Origin of the sequence: Cycloclasticus sp., assembly GCF_019090545.1 — a bacterium.
GTDB classification, from domain to species: Bacteria; Pseudomonadota; Gammaproteobacteria; order Methylococcales; family Cycloclasticaceae; genus Cycloclasticus; species Cycloclasticus pugetii.
In genome coordinates this window covers 1-16,031 of the sequence record NZ_JAHRVT010000057.1, presented here as the reverse complement: position 1 = coordinate 16,031, position 16,031 = coordinate 1, and the positions used below count along the sequence as shown (strand labels likewise).

The window sequence follows — 16,031 nt, the reverse complement described above, 5'->3', positions numbered from 1 at the left end:
TAACATAATGGAAACATTCAATCGAACATTATAGCAGAGAGTGTGCATTTGCAGCATTCATTAAAGCGTCAAGCAATTGTTATAAAACGTTCATAAACAAAGATTATTCTAACGATAAATTAAAAACTAAATAGTGATATGAACTAGGAAAACTTCATGAAAACGGATCAAGGTTTGATGCCATCGCTAATGCTTTATAAGCACATTTTTGCTGGCTAGCCCTCGAAAATTTTAGTAAAAAAATAACGGACGATTAAGTAGTATGCTAAATATTGAGCAAACAATAGAGCAAAAATTCCCAAATTTTGAGCAACGTGGCTCATGGCTTAAAAAACCAACGGTTGGTTTTTTAAAAAAACTGATGCATGAAAATGAAGTGAATCAATTCCTAGAAGATCATCAAGATGACGAGGGGTTTGATTTTATTGATCAAGTATTTGCATTTTTTAACTTTAGTTACTCAGCATCACACAGTGACAGGGCTAATATCCCCGCCAGTGGCCGCGTAATTATTGTTGCTAATCACCCACTGGGTGCGCTCGATGGATTATCGCTGTTAAAGCTTGTTGGTGAGGTGCGCCGCGATGTAAAAATAGTGGTTAATGACATGTTAATGGAGTTTAAGGCGCTAGACAGTCTATTATTACCCGTTGATAATTTAAGAAAATCAACGCAAAAGAGTAGTATTTCGCGTATTTTGCAGAGTTTAAATAATGAAGAAGCCGTTATTATTTTTCCTGCAGGCGAAGTGTCAAGAATGAGACCGAACGGAGTACGTGACGGAAAATGGTCGAGCGGATTCTTAAGTTTTGCTAAGAAAACCCAAGCTCCTATTTTGCCAATTTACGTTAAGGCGCGGAACTCATCTCTTTTTTATAGCAGTTCAATGTTCTACAAGCCTTTATCAAGCATGTTGTTAGCGCATGAGGTTTTTAATAAAAACTCGAAAACGATAAGCTTCAAGGTGGGCGCTCCCATCCCATACCGTTTTATAGATAGTTTGCCATTAAAACGTAAAGAAATTGCGCGATTGGTTCGTCGCCATGCTTACTTGCTAGGTAAAGGAAAAAAGAGCCTGCTGGAAACAGAACAGACCATTATTCACCCGCGTGATCGAAAGGCCCTGAAAAATGAGTTAAAAGAGGGTGAGTTACTGGGCGAAACAGCCGATGAAAAGAAAATATACTTATTTGATTATCGACCGGACTCTGCGGTCATGAATGAAATTGGGCGCTTAAGGGAAATGACTTTTCGGCGTGTCGGTGAAGGCACAGGCAAAAGCCGAGATCTTGATCGGTATGATAAGCATTATCGCCATATTATTTTGTGGGATGAGCAAGAACTTGAAATTGTAGGCTCTTACCGACTTGCTGAAGTAAAACGCTTAATGGATTTAGACAAGGGTCGAGGCATTTATAGCCAAGAACTTTTTGACTATAACATGCAGAAAGTTGCTCCTTATTTTGAACAGGGTATAGAACTTGGCCGTAGTTTTGTCAGCCCTAAGTATTGGGGTAAACGCAGCTTAGACCACTTATGGTATGGCATTGGCGCCTATCTTAGAAAGTACCCCTCAGCACGCTACTTATTTGGCCCTGTTAGCTTAAGTGATGCTTACCCTGAACTAGCTAAAGCGCTGATTGTGACGTTCTATCAGCATTACTTTCCTGATGCCGATTGCTTAGCCATCTCTCGAACGCCCTATATTATGAGGCCAGAAATAAAAAAGCAGGTGGCAGATGTGCTGACTGGCAATAATCAAAGTGACGACTTTAGAGTCATGAAAGAACACTTAGCGCATATGAATGCCACCGTACCAACCTTATACAAGCAATACGCCGATTTATGTGATGAAGGCGGTGTTCGCTATATTGATTTTAATGTAGATGCGAACTTTGGACACTGTATAGACGGGCTGATCATGACCGATATGCATAAACTAAAAGCTAAAAAGCGTTTACGCTACGTAGGCGGTTAATGCTATTAACCGCGATACAAGAGTAGACAGCCGTTTTAATTAGCGAACCTTCCGTGCTTTAGCCGGGCGGCCTTTAATTTTCCCATTGGCGAGGTAGTTCAGTGCTTGTCGCACAGCCTCATGTTCAAGCGCCACATAACTGGAGCGGTCAAAAATATCTATTTTGCCGATTTGCTTGCCTTCTAAGCCAGCATCGCCGGTTAGTGCCCCTAAAATATCGCCGGGGCGAATTTTATCTTTACGGCCGCCATCAATTTGAATGGTAACCATTGGCGGGTAGAGCTTGTAGCTACTATCGCGGTCCAACGATAAAGGGCTATCTATTAAACAAGGTTTGTGTTGATATTCTTCAATTGCTTTCACACGCACTTGCTCATGTTCAGCAAATAAGCTCATGGCGAGCCCAGTTTCGCCGGCACGGCCGGTTCTTCCGATACGATGCACGTAAATTTCAGGATCGCGAGGCAGTTCGTAATTGATGACCATGCCGATGGATTTAATATCGAGCCCACGAGCAGCCACATCGGTTGCAACCAGTACGGAGCAACTATTATTAGCAAAGCGAACCAGTACTTGGTCACGCTCACGCTGGTCAAGGTCGCCGTGTATCGCTAATGATTCAATATTATGCTCGCGTAAAAACTCAGCCATCTCACTACACTGCGCCTTGGTATGGCAAAAAACAACGGCTGTATTTGGGTGGTAGTGCTCAAACAGTGCAAGCAACGTATTATTACGCTCGTGTTTTTTAACTTGGTAGAACAACTGCTCAATCACATTTTGTTGATGATCTGATTCAACGGTGATGGCGACAGGGTCACGTTGAATAGAGCGACACATTTTTTTTACTTCGTCGGGGTAGGTGGCAGAAAACAGTAAGGTTTGACGGGAGGCAGGTGTGCGTTTAATGATGTCAGTCATCACATCAGAAAAGCCCATATCTAACATTCGGTCCGCTTCATCTAACACGAGGGTTTTTAGCTGGTCGAGCTTTAGGGTGCGTTTTTTTAGGTGATCTTGAATTCTCCCGGGCGTGCCCACCACAATATGTGCACCATGCTCTAGCGAGCCTACTTGTGGCCCAAAGGGTTTGCCACCGCATAGTAGTACCAGTTTTATATTAGGCACACTGCGAGCCAACTTACGAATTTCTTTACCGACTTGGTCAGCCAGTTCGCGGGTTGGGCACAAAACCAGAGCTTGCGTACCAAAAAAGCGTGGGTTAATTTTATCTAGTAAGCCAATGCCGAACGCTGCGGTTTTACCGCTCCCCGTTTTAGCTTGTGCGAGGATATCTTTGCCCTTTAAAACATGCGGCAAGCTTTGCGCTTGCACTGGCGTCATATTTTTATAGCCGAGTGAGCTCAAGTTTTTAACTTGAGCTGATGTAATGGGTAAAGATGAAAAGAGGGTGTCAGGCATAGGTTTTATCGGGGTTATTTTTTTGCTGTTAGCGGGTTGCTGTCAAAGCGAATGCCTGCCCAGCCTGTTTTCATAAAGTGACGAATATTTTGGTGATCATCGCCATCTGGGGTAGCCAGTACATCACGGTAGTACTCACCAAATAATGCCAAGGTTTGTGGCTCGGTAAACTCATTTAGCTTGGCAAAGGCAAATAACTTGCAAGAACCATTGTTTTCATTTGCCTTATTGTTAACTTCGCCGTTATTAAATGCGCTGGGTGTAAAATCATACAGCGCATCAATAATGTCCATGGTGTCGCTAAATTGTAATGTGGCTAATGCTTCGCGTAGTTGTTGGATGTTGTTCATGCTGGTGTCTCAGTCAAATGGGCTTAGTGTTAAAAGGTGCGGTTGTCAGGTAATAATTTATCCGCGCGACATAAATTTGCCGGTGCTGGTATTTATTTTAATGACTTCTTCATTGTCTATATACTCCGGTACTTGAACTTCTAACCCAGTGCTTAGCGTAGCTGGTTTGGTTCGTGCAGAGGCAGAGGCACCTTTTAAACCGGGCGCGGTATCCACTATTTGTAAGCTAATGGTGGCCGGTAACTCAATAGCGACCAATGCTTCTTCTAGCAAAATACCTACTAGGCTATCGAGCCCCTCGCTTAGGTATTTAACTTGTTCTTCAATGTCTTCAGCGTCTAATGTGTATTGATCATAGGTGTCTAAATTCATGAAGGTATAGGCGTTACCATCTTGATAAGAAAACTGTAAATTGGCTTTTTCGCAATCGAGATCCTTCAGAAAGTCATCGCCTTTTAAGGTTTCATCACGTTTTTGCTTGCTTTTAAGGTGATTAAAGCGAACTTTATAAAGGGTAGAGGCTCCACGAGATGATGGGTTGCGTACGTCGATACTTTTAACCGCATAGGGTTCGTCGTTGACTTCAACAACCATTCCGCATTTTAAATCGCTGGCTTTAGGCATGTGTGTTCCATGTGTTTGATTAGGCGTAATTATACGCCAACATGAAAAGCGCAATGAAAAACTCTTTTGTTTGATTTACGGGTGACTAAGGTTTGTTAAACGGTCTTAAATAGACAGGGAATCGATAGCGCCCTTTTTTGGTTAGGCCATAATATTTAAACGTTATTTCACTGCCTATAAGGGGCGGGTCAGTTCTGTCTTTATTTGAAAAGCCAGAACCAATGGTTAACTGTTTGCCCTGTGAAGTCAGGCAGAGTATAGAGCCCATTTTGCCTTGATATTGTCCTTTGCCGGGGAGGACTTTTAGCACGGTACATTCTGTGTCGGTGTATTCCTTTAGTTTCAATGCTGAAGATAACCGACCTGTTTGATAGGCTTGATTAGGGTCTCTAACTACAACGCCTTCACCTTGGTTAGCAGTAATAGAGTGTAAAAAGCGCTGTAATTGTTTTTTATTGTTAACGGTTGTTTGCTGAATGATCTGAATGTACGGCGTAGGGTTCTTATCTAGATAGTTTTGTAAAACCTGTAGCCGTTTATGTAAATTACCTGTTTGATTGGGCACATCAAATATTTGGTGGGTAATATGTTTCCATCGTTCACCAGCCTCTTGGCTGTTAACAATGGAGCTGATGTTTTCAAAGTCGGCTCGCTGGGTCCATAGCTCGCCATCTATTGGAAAAGGTGGGTAGTTCTGGGTAAACCATGCTGGTGGGCTTAGTATTTTTCCTCCTCGACTAATGAGCTTGTTGCCATCCCAATAGCCGCGTACACCATCGAGTTTTTCGCTCATAAGCCAACCCGTCACAGGAATATCTTGATGGTAGTTTTTAAGTAAAAATATAGCCGGTTTAGCAGCGTAAGCAGTTAGCGATATAAGGCTTATTAATATAAAAAAGATCCGTTTTTTCATGTTCCATTGCTTCGAAGCGTTGGTGATATTGATGTATGGACGATGATTCTGCCCATATACTCTAGTATTTATAGTAGATACACTGCAAGTGAGGTTGTTTCTGTTTAGCAAGATATAGCTGTATATATGAAATATTACAACCTTGATCGGCTGTGTACTTGGAATGGGGGTATTGATTAATTATGAAAAATCTCTAATTAATGTGCCTTGTTTGAGTTACCAGTACAAGCGTATGAAAAATACACTTTCTACGTTATTATTTAGTATGCCTGACAATTAACTCAAGGTCCAAATGAACAGATCCTCCTTAAGAATCAACCCGCTATGGAAAACGTATTTTTTTATTGCTTCAATGTCTGTTTTATTTACTGCAGCGGCTACCTTTGTTGACTATCAACGCATTGAGGAGAGTGCTAGAAATGAGCTTAAATATTCGAATGCCCTTGTCACGCACTCAATTCATAATTTGCTCGATAAGCAGGAGCTATTATTAGACGCACTAGGTAAGAAACTAGTAAAAGCAGGCATTATGAATAAAGCTAAGTCATCCACTCTACTGGATGCTATGTTGAAGAGTAATCCTGAGTTAGCAGGCCTAGGGCTAGCTCTTCCTTCCGGTCAGCTGATTGTAACGAGCTCGAACTTTTCCTCAGGCAAGCTACCAAACTTGTTAGATAAAGAAGATACGCGTAAATCATTTAAGGCAGCCCGGCATTCGGATGAAATGGTGATGGGCCGGACCTATTATATGACATCCTTGAAGCAGTGGCTTATCCCATTAAGAAAACGAATTTTAGATGCAGATGGGCGCGTTGTCGCCGTTATGACGAGTGGTGTTAAATTAAGCTTCTTAAAAAAAATGCTGGCTGACCAATCAAGTGTTCCTGGTGCAGATGTGACCCTTATTAGTGATGAGTATTATCGTTATTACGTTTCATATGCTGACGAAAGTGATTACGACTACTTATTTAAAATGCCTGTGTCGGAGCAAATTATCCAGCATTTTACGGAGGGTATGATAGATCAAGTTGGTTATAACTTCATCAAAGGTGAGGGCAGCGGCAAACCTGTAGTGTTGCAGACAAAAAATTACCAAGGGGAAAAGGTTATAACGTCTTTGTCTTATAATGATAAATACCACTTCTTTTCAGCTACAAGCCTTAATAAAACGCTTGTATTAAATAAATTATGCCAGAGGCTTGCTTGGTATATCTCCCTCTTGTTGCTTTTCAACCTCACTTTGTACTTTCTTTTTAGGATGAATATTTCTAGTCAAGGTAGGTCGAAAAAAGCACTTGAGTTTCAAGCGACGCACGACCAATTAACAAAACTACCGAATAGACGCTATTTGTTAGAAAGTTTTGATGCATGGAAACAGAAATATCCAAAGGGCTTCGCTATTTTTTTTATTGACCTTGATAACTTCAAAGGGATTAATGATTTATACGGGCACTCTATAGGAGATCAGGTATTACTTGAGGTTTCCGCTCGAGTAACAGCCAACTTTGATGATTGCCTGTGCATTAGACAAGGAGGAGATGAGTTTATTGTTCTTACACGCTCAGGTGACAACGTACACAACCTTAACTTATGCCGACACTTTTTAACTCAATTGAATAAGGCCTTTGTGCTGGATGGGCTTGAGTTTTCTATTCAAGCGAGTATAGGAGTGGTAAAACACTCCAAAGATGGGGATAAGCTGGATGAGTTATTGAGTAAAGCGGATATGGCAATGTATGAAGCTAAAAGATTGCGGTGCGGCTTCTTTTCTTACTCCGAAGGCTTGCAAGAAAAAATGCAACGCACAGCCATGATTGAAAAAGAACTGCTTCATGCGGTAGAACGAGAAGAGCTCTTTGTCGTGTATCAGCCACAGGTTGATGCTTATTCAAAAGAAATTATAGGGGTTGAAGCGTTGTTGCGTTGGGATAACCCAAGTTTAGGCTTAGTTCCTCCTGATGAATTCATTATGATAGCCGAATCAATAGGGCTTATTCATGAGATTGGTTTATTTGTATTTGAAACGGCACTGGCCGAATTTATTAGTGTTTGTCGTTCAGTTCAAAAAAATAAGAAGAAATTACGCTTGTCGATTAATGTGTCGGTTCAGCAACTTTTTCACCCAGCTTTCTTGATGTCTATATTCCAGCTACAGAGACGACATGATTGCTCTAGTATAGAGCTGATGATTGAAGTGACAGAGAGTTTGTTCATCGAAGATGTTGGGCAGGCAAAAAAAATTCTTTTAGCATTAAAGGAAAAAAACATCCTCACCTCTTTAGATGACTTTGGTACGGGCTACTCATCCTTAGGCGTACTGAGCGGGCTGCCCATTAGTGAGCTGAAAATAGATAAAGTGTTTGTTGAGAATATCCTTAATAACAATCAAGACCTCCAGTTAATAAAAAGTATTATTAAGCTTGGGAGCGGCCTGGGCATGTCGGTTATCGCTGAGGGTGTTGAGGAAGTGGAGCAAGTGGACGTTTTAAGTGAAAATGGTTGTGACCTTTTTCAGGGGTATTACTTTTCAAAACCACTTAATAAAAAGGATCTTATTGTATTTATGTCAAAGTGGGCACGGGCTATATTAATAGCCCATCGTGTATGAGATGAATGACTTTTGGTGATTAGAAAGGATAAGGCTGAATGCTAAACCAATGAAGCCATCACAGCTAAAGAGGACGCCAACCTTTAAATTAAACGTTATGTGTATCTAAAAGGCATGCTGTGATATGAAAGTCTCTTTTACTAAATTGTATATCTACTTTTCATGGTTATCTCTTCCTATATACTTTTTAGCATCTAAGGTAATTAGGTATCGCCACATGCTCTTGTGTAGCCCGTTTATAAGCATGTTTAGGTTGCTGGCAGCTATTAAATTGATAGGGCTTCATCAACCGATCTGCACGATAACGGCTAAGCGGCTGTTTTCTATTCAGTAAGACCTGTAGTAAGACAATAAAAAAACACTAACGTCAACGTTTGGCTTGAGTTAAAAGTTTATCGAGTTGATTTGCAAATACTTGTCGGTCGGTATTATTTAAAGGCGGTGGGCCGCCACCAATTTCTAAGCCACTGGAACGCATGGTTTCCATAAAGTCGCGCATATTAAGACGGTCTTTAATGTTTTCTTTTGTGTATAGCTCACCACGCGGGTTTAAGGCCGTGCCACCTTTTTCTATGACATCAGCAGCTAACGGAATGTCGCCGGTAATCACTAAGTCTCCCGCTTGCATTCGTTTAACAATTTCATTATCGGCCTCATCAAAACCCTGATTAACGCGTAAAAAAGAAATATAAGTAGAAGGCGGCACCCGGATGGCTTGGTTGGCCACCAAGGTCATTTGAGTGTTTGTGCGCTCTGCGGCGCGGAATAAAATGTCCTTTATGACAACAGGGCAGGCGTCGGCATCTACCCAAATAGTGTTAAGCATCGTTATTATCGCTTCTTAGTGATCGTGAGCGGCAGCGGCTGCATTGGGCAGCCGAATTCGTTCAACCATATTCTGTACACTTTGAGGCGGTGCAGGCGTTAGGCTGGACACAATAAAGGCGACGGAGAAGTTCAAGCACATACCAATCGCACCAATGCCTTCCGGTGAAATACCAAACAGCCAGTTTTCAGCGGTATTAGCCGCCATTGGCTCTATAAAAATGCCTTTAAAATAAATGATATAGCCCATCGTGAACACCAGCCCGGTGAGCATGCCGCAAATGGCGCCGTATTTATTCATGCGCTTACTAAAAATACCCATAATCAGCACCGGGAACAAGGACGATGCAGCTAAGCCAAAGGCAAACGCAACGACTTGAGCAACAAAAGCGGGTGGGTGCAAGCCTAAATAACCAGCAACGAGAATCGCGAAGGCCGAGGTAATTCGACTAGCGCGTAATTCATTTTTCTCGCTGATCTTGTGCATAAAGGTGCTTTTTAATAAATCGTGCGAAATACTGGCGGAAATAACTAATAATAAACCAGCAGCCGTGGATAAAGCAGCGGCAACACCACCAGCAGCGATTAATGCAATGACCCAATTGGGTAATTGGGCGATTTCTGGGCTAGCCAATACCATAATGTCGCGATCAACGTAAATTTCATTAGCAAATGGTGCGTTATTCACTACCTTGCCTTCAGACGGATTAGTAATGATGCGTTCACCTAAAGCGCCACGTTGTTCAGCATCGAATACAGGCTTACCTTCGCCAGCAAATGCCTTACCTGCAGCATATTGCAATTTACCATCGCCGTTATGATCAAACCAGCCGAGTAAGCCTGAGCTTTCCCACGTTTGGAACCAACTAGGCATATCAGTGTAGGCGGTGCCGCTGTTATCAGGCCCATTAATACTGTTGATAATGTTTAAACGGCTTAAGGAGCCAACAACTGGCGCGGTGGTATATAACAAGGCGATAAAAATAAGCGCCCAGCCAGCCGATTTTCTTGCATCAGAGACTTTAGGAACGGTAAAAAAGCGCACAATAACATGCGGTAAACCAGCCGTGCCGACCATTAAGGCTAAGGTAATAGCGGCAACGTCGATCATTGATTTATCGTTAAACGGCTCGGTGTAGGCACCAAAACCTAAATCAAGCAGTGTTTTATCCAAGGCATCTAATAAAAACCCAGAGCCATCTGACATTTGACTACCAAACGCAATTTGTGGAATAGGGTTGCCTGTAAATTGTATGGCCATAAAAATAGCCGGTACAGAATAGGCAAACATCAACACAATATACTGTGCAACCTGCGTGTAGGTGATGCCTTTCATGCCACCAATGACCGAATAGATAAACACAATGCCCATGCCAAGGTATAAACCTTGATCTATAGGTAGTTCTAAAAAGCGCGAAAAGACGATACCAACACCGCGCATTTGCCCTGCGACATAGGTAAAAGAAATAAAAATTAAACACAGGACAGCAATGACACGAGCGGCACGTGAATAATAGCGATCACTAATAAATTCAGGCACAGTAAATTTGCCGAATTTACGTAAATATGGCGCTAGTAACATGGCAAGAAGTACATAGCCACCTGTCCAACCCATTAAATACACACCGGCTTCGTAGCCTAAATATGAAATTAAACCAGCCATTGAGATAAACGACGCCGCTGACATCCAATCAGCTCCGGTCGCCATGCCGTTAACGATAGGGTGAACACCTTTGCCGGCAATATAAAAATCGCCTGTTGTTTTTGCATTGGCCCAAATAGCAATGCCGATATACAGCGCGAATGTGGCCCCAACCACTAAGTAAATAAGTGTTTGTAATTCCATATCAATCATCCACGCCGTATTTAGCATCTAGTGCGCTCATTTTTTTAATGTAATAAAAAATTAAAAAAACAAAAGAAATAATGGAGCCTTGCTGAGAAAACCAAAAGCCTAACTTAAAGCCAGCAAATTCAATGCTATTAAGTGGTTCAACTAAAATGATGCCGAACACAAAAGAGACAAGAAACCAAATAAATAGCAGCTTCAAAATGAGACGAATATTATCCGTCCAGTAATGGTCAGTATTAGCCGACATAACACCCCTCCAAGTTATTTTTAATGACACCGTGTGTGAATTGATTGGTGTGTATACCCTTTGTAGGGTAAGTGTTTTTATTGTGTTGTATTATTGAGGATTAAGCGGTGCGATGCAATGAATGAAGAGAGTGTCATCACTGGAGTGTTTCTCTCATCATTTTGGTAGACCTTTTAATGGCGGAACCTGCAATATAGCAAGGCGCAATTTAGAGTAAAACGAACCAACAGATGGCTGTTATAACAAGGGTGCCAAGCAAGTTTAATATAAAGCCTTCTTTTGCCATCTGATCACCATGGATGTATCCACTACTAAACACAATGGTGTTCGGGGCAGTAGCAACAGGGAGTATAAAGGCGCAGCTGGCGCTGAATGCGGCGGGAACCATTAATAATAAGGGGTCAATGTCAGCGTTAATGGCGGTGGCGGCGAGTATGGGCATCAGCATGGCTGTGGTGGCGGTATTGCTGGTCGCTTCGGTCATAAAGGTCACGCTTAACGCAATAATGGCTATCATCACTATAAGGCTAAAGGCGGTGACAGCGGATAGTTGTTCACCTAGTTGGTTGCTTAGACCCGAGGCAACAAAAGCTTTGGCCAGACAAATGCCTCCGCTAAACAATAATAAAATACCCCAAGGTATTTGCTGAGCTGCTTTCCAGTCTAAGAGTTTTTGCTTGTTGCCATTTGGGGTAATAAATAAGACGATAACGGCCAGTAATGCGATAGATGCATCATTAGCGTGCGGTAAATTTAGCCAACCACTCCAACCACCAAAAGGCTCTCGGCGAGTGATCCATAGCAACGCGGTAAGCCCAACGACAAGTGTGACTCGTCGTTCGTGTGTTGTCCATGCGCCCACAGCAGGTAAGGAAAATTCGCCTGTACCCTGTAGGTGTCGGGTGAGCCAAAGCCAGACGATGGGAATAAAAGTGATTACTAACGGTAGCGCCCAGCTCATCCATTGGGTAAAGCTAATTTGCAAGCCGGTGTTCTCTTCATAAACCTGCATGAAAATTAAATTTGGAGGGGTACCAATGGGTGTGCCGATGCCACCGATGCTGGCAGAATAAGCGAGGCCTAGTAATAAAGGAATGGCTAGCTTTTTATTGTCAGTGCTATCAACGACGGCTAGCACAACGGGAAGTAGCATGATCGTTGCAGCTGTATTGGAAATCCACATGCTAAGTGTGGCCGAGGCGACCATAAACCCCAATACTAATCGTTTCGGGTTGTTGTTACCAAACCAATGGACCATGGTAAGTGCTATACGGCGATGAGCGCCACAATGAGAAATAGCCGTAGACAGTAAGAAGCCGCCTAGTAATAGTAAGATAAGCTTATTGCCATAAGCGGCAGCTACTTGCTCACTTGTTAAGACGCCTGTTAGTGGAAAAATAGCAATTGGTAACAGTGACGTGATGGGGATCGGCACTGGTTCAAAAATCCACCAAGTAATACACCAAACAGCGATAGCTGCTGTAATGATAAGAGGCTCAGGCAGCTTTCCATGAAAGCTGAAAAACAGCACACAAGATAGAATTGGGCCAGCGATTAAGCTTAAGGTTTTTAACGATAAGGGCGAGGTCAATGTATAGATATTAGGCTGATTAGTGACTGAGGATTAGTTTGTTATTAGGGAGCGTCGCCGAGGGCTTTGCTATATGGTAGCCTTGAGCATAATCAATATTATACGATGCAAGCAAATCTAAAATGGTTTGATTTTCAACAAACTCAGCAATGGTTTTTAATCCAGATAGTTGGGATATTTCAGACACTGCTTTAACAAACACTTGATCCTCCTTATGTTTTTCAAGTGTTTGAATGAAGGAGCCATCTATTTTTATATAATCAACGGGTAATTGGCGTAGGTAAAAGAAGGACGCATAGCCAACGCCGAAGTCATCAAGTGCAAACTTAGCACCGGTTTCCTTGATATCGTTCATTAGGTTGACGGCTGTATTGATGTTCGCCACAGCGGTGGTTTCGGTGACTTCTATGATTAGTTTTTTAGCGTTAATATCGTGCTGCTTGAGCCCCTCTTTAAGGGTGCTGATAAGGAGGGTATTGTTAAAAGCTTTGCCCGACAGGTTAATCGATAGTTTTAAAGGGTTGTTTTGTGTCTGTAAGAAACGTAATGTTTCAAAGGCCAGCTGTAAAACAGCTAAGTCAATTTGGTTGATGAGTCCAGACTGTTCGGCAATGGGGATGAAGCTGTTAGGCATAATAATTTCACCGTCCAAATCGATCATTCGAACGAGAGCTTCAGCATGAGAGATTTGATTAGTTTTAATATCTAAAATTGGTTGAAAATGTAGGCAAAGCCGCTTATCTGCAAGAGCCGCTTCAATTTTTTCTTTCCATAAAATGCGTGTTTTTAGTAATTCTTTGGTTTGTTCTTTTTGGGAGTATAGGTGTGACTTACTACGGCCGCTTTCTTTAGCTTGGTACATTGCGATATCGGCATTTGACATAAAATTCTGAACAGTCAAACCATATTCGGGGAACATAGCGATACCAATACTGGCGCTAATATTATGTTGCGTGCCATTGTATTCAAATCGCATTAAACGCAGTTTTTCTATAATTTTTTGAGCGAATTGAGTGGCGCCATGAGCATCAATATTGGGTAACAGTAAGGCAAATTCATCGCCCCCTAAGCGAGCTAAGATATCGGATGAGCGGATAGTTTGTTGTATGGTCTCAGCGACTTGTTTTAATAAAAGGTCGCCGGCGCCATGGCCACTGGTGTCATTAATGTATTTAAACTGATCGAGATCTAAATAAAGAATAGCGCCGTTGCTTCTATAACGTTGAGAAATCTTTAATTGCTGCTCAAACTCAAGTTGGAAGCGGCGGCGATTAAAGAGCTTGGTGAGAGAGTCATGGTCTGCGAGCCAAACAAGGTTTTGTTCTTTTTCTCTAATTAACTGACTGCCTTTTTCTAATTGATCAATCACCATAGTGGCTGATTGCTCGAGTGTGACTAACTCGTCTTGAGTTTTATATTTATGCCTACGCGTTTGTTGCAAATAGACTCTTGCTTGATGGAAGTTCCCTTTAGATAGAGCAGGCAATGCATTGCTGACCGTTATTAATCGATGAGTAGCCTTCAGCAAAATAGGTAAAAGAATCACAACAGAGGCGATTAGCGCCAGTAAGATGGCATAAAGCGCTTCTTTTTTAGATTGCTCAATTAAGAGATAGTCTTCAGAAAGGTCGGTAGCGATTAGAAGCTGTGGGCTATTTGAATGAGAAGGCTCGACTAAATTAAACAGGCGTAAGCTAAATTGCTGCTGCCCTAGGTCTAATTGACTGCCGTTGGTATCGGCAAGGTTTTGCTCTGGGTGGGCCTTATAAAAATTTGTAAGAAGTTGCTTAAGCTTATTTGGGTTAGTACTAGCCACAATGTTGAGCGGCCCGTATTCATTGTCCTCAGTAGTTGAAGAGCGGCTTAGGATGGCGATATCTGTACGTGTTGCTTCTTTAAATGTAATGATAATGTCGGCCAACGAGCGAACAAAGACAAATAAAGCGTTCTGCTCGCCCATTGAATCAGCAAGGACAGGGATGTAGACAATTTGGTAGCATTGGATTTGGCAAAATAGCTTATAACTGGGTTTTTCTAGTCTTAGGACGTTCGTTAAGTCTTCATTGGGTATGACCGCCGTCACGTTTGACCCCCAGAGTGCCTTTAGTTGGCTTTCTTGGTTGTAAAACGATATAGACACTAAGCCCCAGTTGGTTTGTAGGCTCCCCCATTGCTGAGTGATAGCTTTAATAGCCTGTTCTTCAAACTGAGTGGGAGTGTTGCTACGCTGTGTGGTGTTCAATTCTGCTATTTGTTCGATAAGCCTTGCAGATTGGCCGATGAGTGCTTTAACGATAGATAATTGGTATTGTTGTTCCTGATGATGCTGGCGTTCAAACTGCTCAGTAATTTGCTTATAACTGGTGCCATATTGGATGGCATGGGTAATGCTGAGCAACAGGCCGAAAAGTAATAGAGCTTTCCATTTGATGCTAAAAAATAAGTTATTTTTTCGACGCATAAGATTTTGGCTGCTTTGCTAATTAAATTAGAAGCGATACGAGACTTGCAGCGCAAACAGGCTCCAATGCTTTTTTGTGGCTAGTCGGTCTGGGTTGTCGGCAAACGACAAAATGGCGGTGCCATTGAGGCGATGATACTCTGCTTGAATCATCCATTGGCTTGAGGGGCTCCACTCTAGGCCGAGCATATAATCTTTAGTAAAAGCAGCACTGCGAAGTGAATTAGGTACGCTGGTTCTACCGTTTCGGTTATCTTTGTCTAAGAATAAAGCATCATAACGCGCATAGCCTTTCACACGGTTGGTGAAATAATAATCCCCTTGAAGGTAGTAACTTTCAGTTACTGGCGATGCATCAGGGTAGAAAGGGCCAAAGTTTTTGAAAGTATTTTCTTGTCTAAGGTATTCCCCAGTTAAGGTAATATCGCCAAAACGTTGTTGGGCAGACAAGATAAACTGTTCAAAATCTAAATCACCATTGTCAAAAAAGTCGCCTAGCCCGCTGGGTTTGTACTCCATATCAGCATTCGCATAACTAAATGCTAAACGTGTTGCGCCACTGATACTTTCATAGCCAATTTTAGTGATGTAGCTAGGCATATTTTCTAAGTGGCCGGGGGCATCGAATGTCAAAATAGCGATTTCAAGCTCGTCTAAATCATCACCTAATTCTCCAGCATTAAGTTGAAACGAAAAGTAACCAATATCTAGAGTTTTATCGACATAAATTTGAGCACCATCGGTGCTTAGAAGTAGGTTACGAGAGCGTTCGTAGTTTATGCCGGGTAAGGTTATTGAAGGTCGTGTAAAGGCTACGTCACGCGTTTCATTATAAAAGCCAAAAGGGTTTTTGATGCGCCCTAAGCGAAGACCCATGCGCAGACTGTAACTATCTATAATCGTCCAGTCGATCAAGGCAAAATCGATCCCCGCTTCTTCGCTTACATCACCAGCATGTCGATATATCCCTTGTGCAGCTACTCGTATGTTATCTAGGGGGCGAAAGGAAACATTAATGCCAGTTTCTGTAAGGCCTAAGGTTCCACGGTGTTTACTACTTTGACCATATATTGAAGCGGTTCCGCTCATTAGGACAGTAAAAGCCGTTAGTTAAGGAGTTATTTTCTGTATTATTATTTAAATAGAGGACACAGAAGATG

Annotated in this window: 12 protein-coding genes and 1 pseudogene; 2 read left to right on the top strand and 11 right to left on the bottom strand. The window is 42.2% G+C overall.

What is annotated here, in order from left to right; genetic code table 11:
* The first annotated feature begins 262 nt into the window (after nucleotides 1–262).
* Complete coding sequence (locus KUG63_RS11810) at nucleotides 263–1,978, top strand: lysophospholipid acyltransferase family protein (RefSeq protein WP_287555456.1); 1,716 nt, start codon at nucleotides 263–265, stop codon at nucleotides 1,976–1,978.
* 39 nt (nucleotides 1,979–2,017) lie between these two features.
* On the opposite strand, the gene dbpA is transcribed toward KUG63_RS11810, so the two are convergent.
* The 4 genes from dbpA to KUG63_RS11790 form a co-directional block, all read right to left on the bottom strand.
* Nucleotides 2,018–3,400, bottom strand: a complete 1,383-nt coding sequence (gene dbpA / locus KUG63_RS11805) for an ATP-dependent RNA helicase DbpA (RefSeq protein ID WP_287555454.1) — start codon at nucleotides 3,398–3,400, stop codon at nucleotides 2,018–2,020.
* 14 nt (nucleotides 3,401–3,414) lie between these two features.
* Nucleotides 3,415–3,750, bottom strand: a complete 336-nt coding sequence (locus KUG63_RS11800; RefSeq protein ID WP_287555452.1) for a HopJ type III effector protein — start codon at nucleotides 3,748–3,750, stop codon at nucleotides 3,415–3,417.
* A gap of 57 nt (nucleotides 3,751–3,807) precedes the next feature.
* On the bottom strand, nucleotides 3,808–4,374 hold the full coding sequence (yeiP, locus tag KUG63_RS11795; protein ID WP_016390831.1) for an elongation factor P-like protein YeiP: 567 nt from the start codon (nucleotides 4,372–4,374) through the stop codon (nucleotides 3,808–3,810).
* Nucleotides 4,375–4,459: 85 nt separating this feature from the next.
* Nucleotides 4,460–5,287, bottom strand: coding sequence for a DNA ligase (locus tag KUG63_RS11790; protein ID WP_287555450.1), 828 nt, complete (start codon nucleotides 5,285–5,287; stop codon nucleotides 4,460–4,462).
* A 292-nt stretch (nucleotides 5,288–5,579) separates the two neighbouring features.
* Between KUG63_RS11790 and KUG63_RS11785 the strand changes: the two genes are divergently transcribed.
* Nucleotides 5,580–7,895 carry an EAL domain-containing protein gene (locus KUG63_RS11785; RefSeq protein WP_287555448.1) on the top strand — a complete coding sequence of 772 codons (2,316 nt, stop codon included), beginning with the start codon at nucleotides 5,580–5,582 and terminating at the stop codon, nucleotides 7,893–7,895.
* Between the two features lie 196 nt (nucleotides 7,896–8,091).
* Here the strand turns inward: KUG63_RS11785 and KUG63_RS11780 are convergent.
* The 7 genes and pseudogenes from KUG63_RS11780 to KUG63_RS11750 all read right to left on the bottom strand — a co-directional run.
* A pseudogene (locus tag KUG63_RS11780) lies at nucleotides 8,092–8,211 on the bottom strand (IS3 family transposase); the annotation flags it as partial.
* 51 nt (nucleotides 8,212–8,262) lie between these two features.
* On the bottom strand, nucleotides 8,263–8,721 hold the full coding sequence (locus tag KUG63_RS11775; protein ID WP_287555447.1) for a YaiI/YqxD family protein: 459 nt from the start codon (nucleotides 8,719–8,721) through the stop codon (nucleotides 8,263–8,265).
* Nucleotides 8,722–8,736: 15 nt separating this feature from the next.
* On the bottom strand, nucleotides 8,737–10,593 hold the full coding sequence (locus tag KUG63_RS11770; protein ID WP_238538331.1) for a sodium:solute symporter family protein: 1,857 nt from the start codon (nucleotides 10,591–10,593) through the stop codon (nucleotides 8,737–8,739).
* Nucleotides 10,568–10,819, bottom strand: coding sequence for a DUF4212 domain-containing protein (locus tag KUG63_RS11765; RefSeq protein ID WP_015006934.1), 252 nt, complete (start codon nucleotides 10,817–10,819; stop codon nucleotides 10,568–10,570). The genes KUG63_RS11770 and KUG63_RS11765 overlap by 26 nt, the downstream gene beginning before the upstream one ends.
* Nucleotides 10,820–11,027: 208 nt before the next feature.
* A complete protein-coding gene (locus KUG63_RS11760) occupies nucleotides 11,028–12,410 on the bottom strand; it encodes an SLC13 family permease (RefSeq protein WP_015006933.1) in 1,383 nt (460 codons plus the stop codon).
* A gap of 19 nt (nucleotides 12,411–12,429) precedes the next feature.
* Entirely contained in the window at nucleotides 12,430–14,871 is a 2,442-nt protein-coding gene (locus KUG63_RS11755) for an EAL domain-containing protein (protein ID WP_287555444.1), read from the bottom strand.
* A gap of 27 nt (nucleotides 14,872–14,898) precedes the next feature.
* Entirely contained in the window at nucleotides 14,899–15,960 is a 1,062-nt protein-coding gene (locus KUG63_RS11750; RefSeq protein ID WP_287555442.1) for a hypothetical protein, read from the bottom strand.
* Nucleotides 15,961–16,031 lie beyond the last annotated feature (71 nt).

What these genes read in the sequence shown, in the direction of transcription:
- KUG63_RS11810 (WP_287555456.1), top strand. Translation starts at nt 263, where the DNA reads ATGCTAAATATTGAGCAAACAATAGAGCAAAAATTCCCAAATTTTGAG.
- dbpA (WP_287555454.1), bottom strand. Translation starts at nt 3,400, where the DNA reads ATGCCTGACACCCTCTTTTCATCTTTACCCATTACATCAGCTCAAGTT.
- KUG63_RS11800 (WP_287555452.1), bottom strand. Translation starts at nt 3,750, where the DNA reads ATGAACAACATCCAACAACTACGCGAAGCATTAGCCACATTACAATTT.
- yeiP (WP_016390831.1), bottom strand. Translation starts at nt 4,374, where the DNA reads ATGCCTAAAGCCAGCGATTTAAAATGCGGAATGGTTGTTGAAGTCAAC.
- KUG63_RS11790 (WP_287555450.1), bottom strand. Translation starts at nt 5,287, where the DNA reads ATGAAAAAACGGATCTTTTTTATATTAATAAGCCTTATATCGCTAACT.
- KUG63_RS11785 (WP_287555448.1), top strand. Translation starts at nt 5,580, where the DNA reads ATGAACAGATCCTCCTTAAGAATCAACCCGCTATGGAAAACGTATTTT.
- KUG63_RS11775 (WP_287555447.1), bottom strand. Translation starts at nt 8,721, where the DNA reads ATGCTTAACACTATTTGGGTAGATGCCGACGCCTGCCCTGTTGTCATA.
- KUG63_RS11770 (WP_238538331.1), bottom strand. Translation starts at nt 10,593, where the DNA reads ATGCTAAATACGGCGTGGATGATTGATATGGAATTACAAACACTTATT.
- KUG63_RS11765 (WP_015006934.1), bottom strand. Translation starts at nt 10,819, where the DNA reads ATGTCGGCTAATACTGACCATTACTGGACGGATAATATTCGTCTCATT.
- KUG63_RS11755 (WP_287555444.1), bottom strand. Translation starts at nt 14,871, where the DNA reads ATGCGTCGAAAAAATAACTTATTTTTTAGCATCAAATGGAAAGCTCTA.
- KUG63_RS11750 (WP_287555442.1), bottom strand. Translation starts at nt 15,960, where the DNA reads ATGAGCGGAACCGCTTCAATATATGGTCAAAGTAGTAAACACCGTGGA.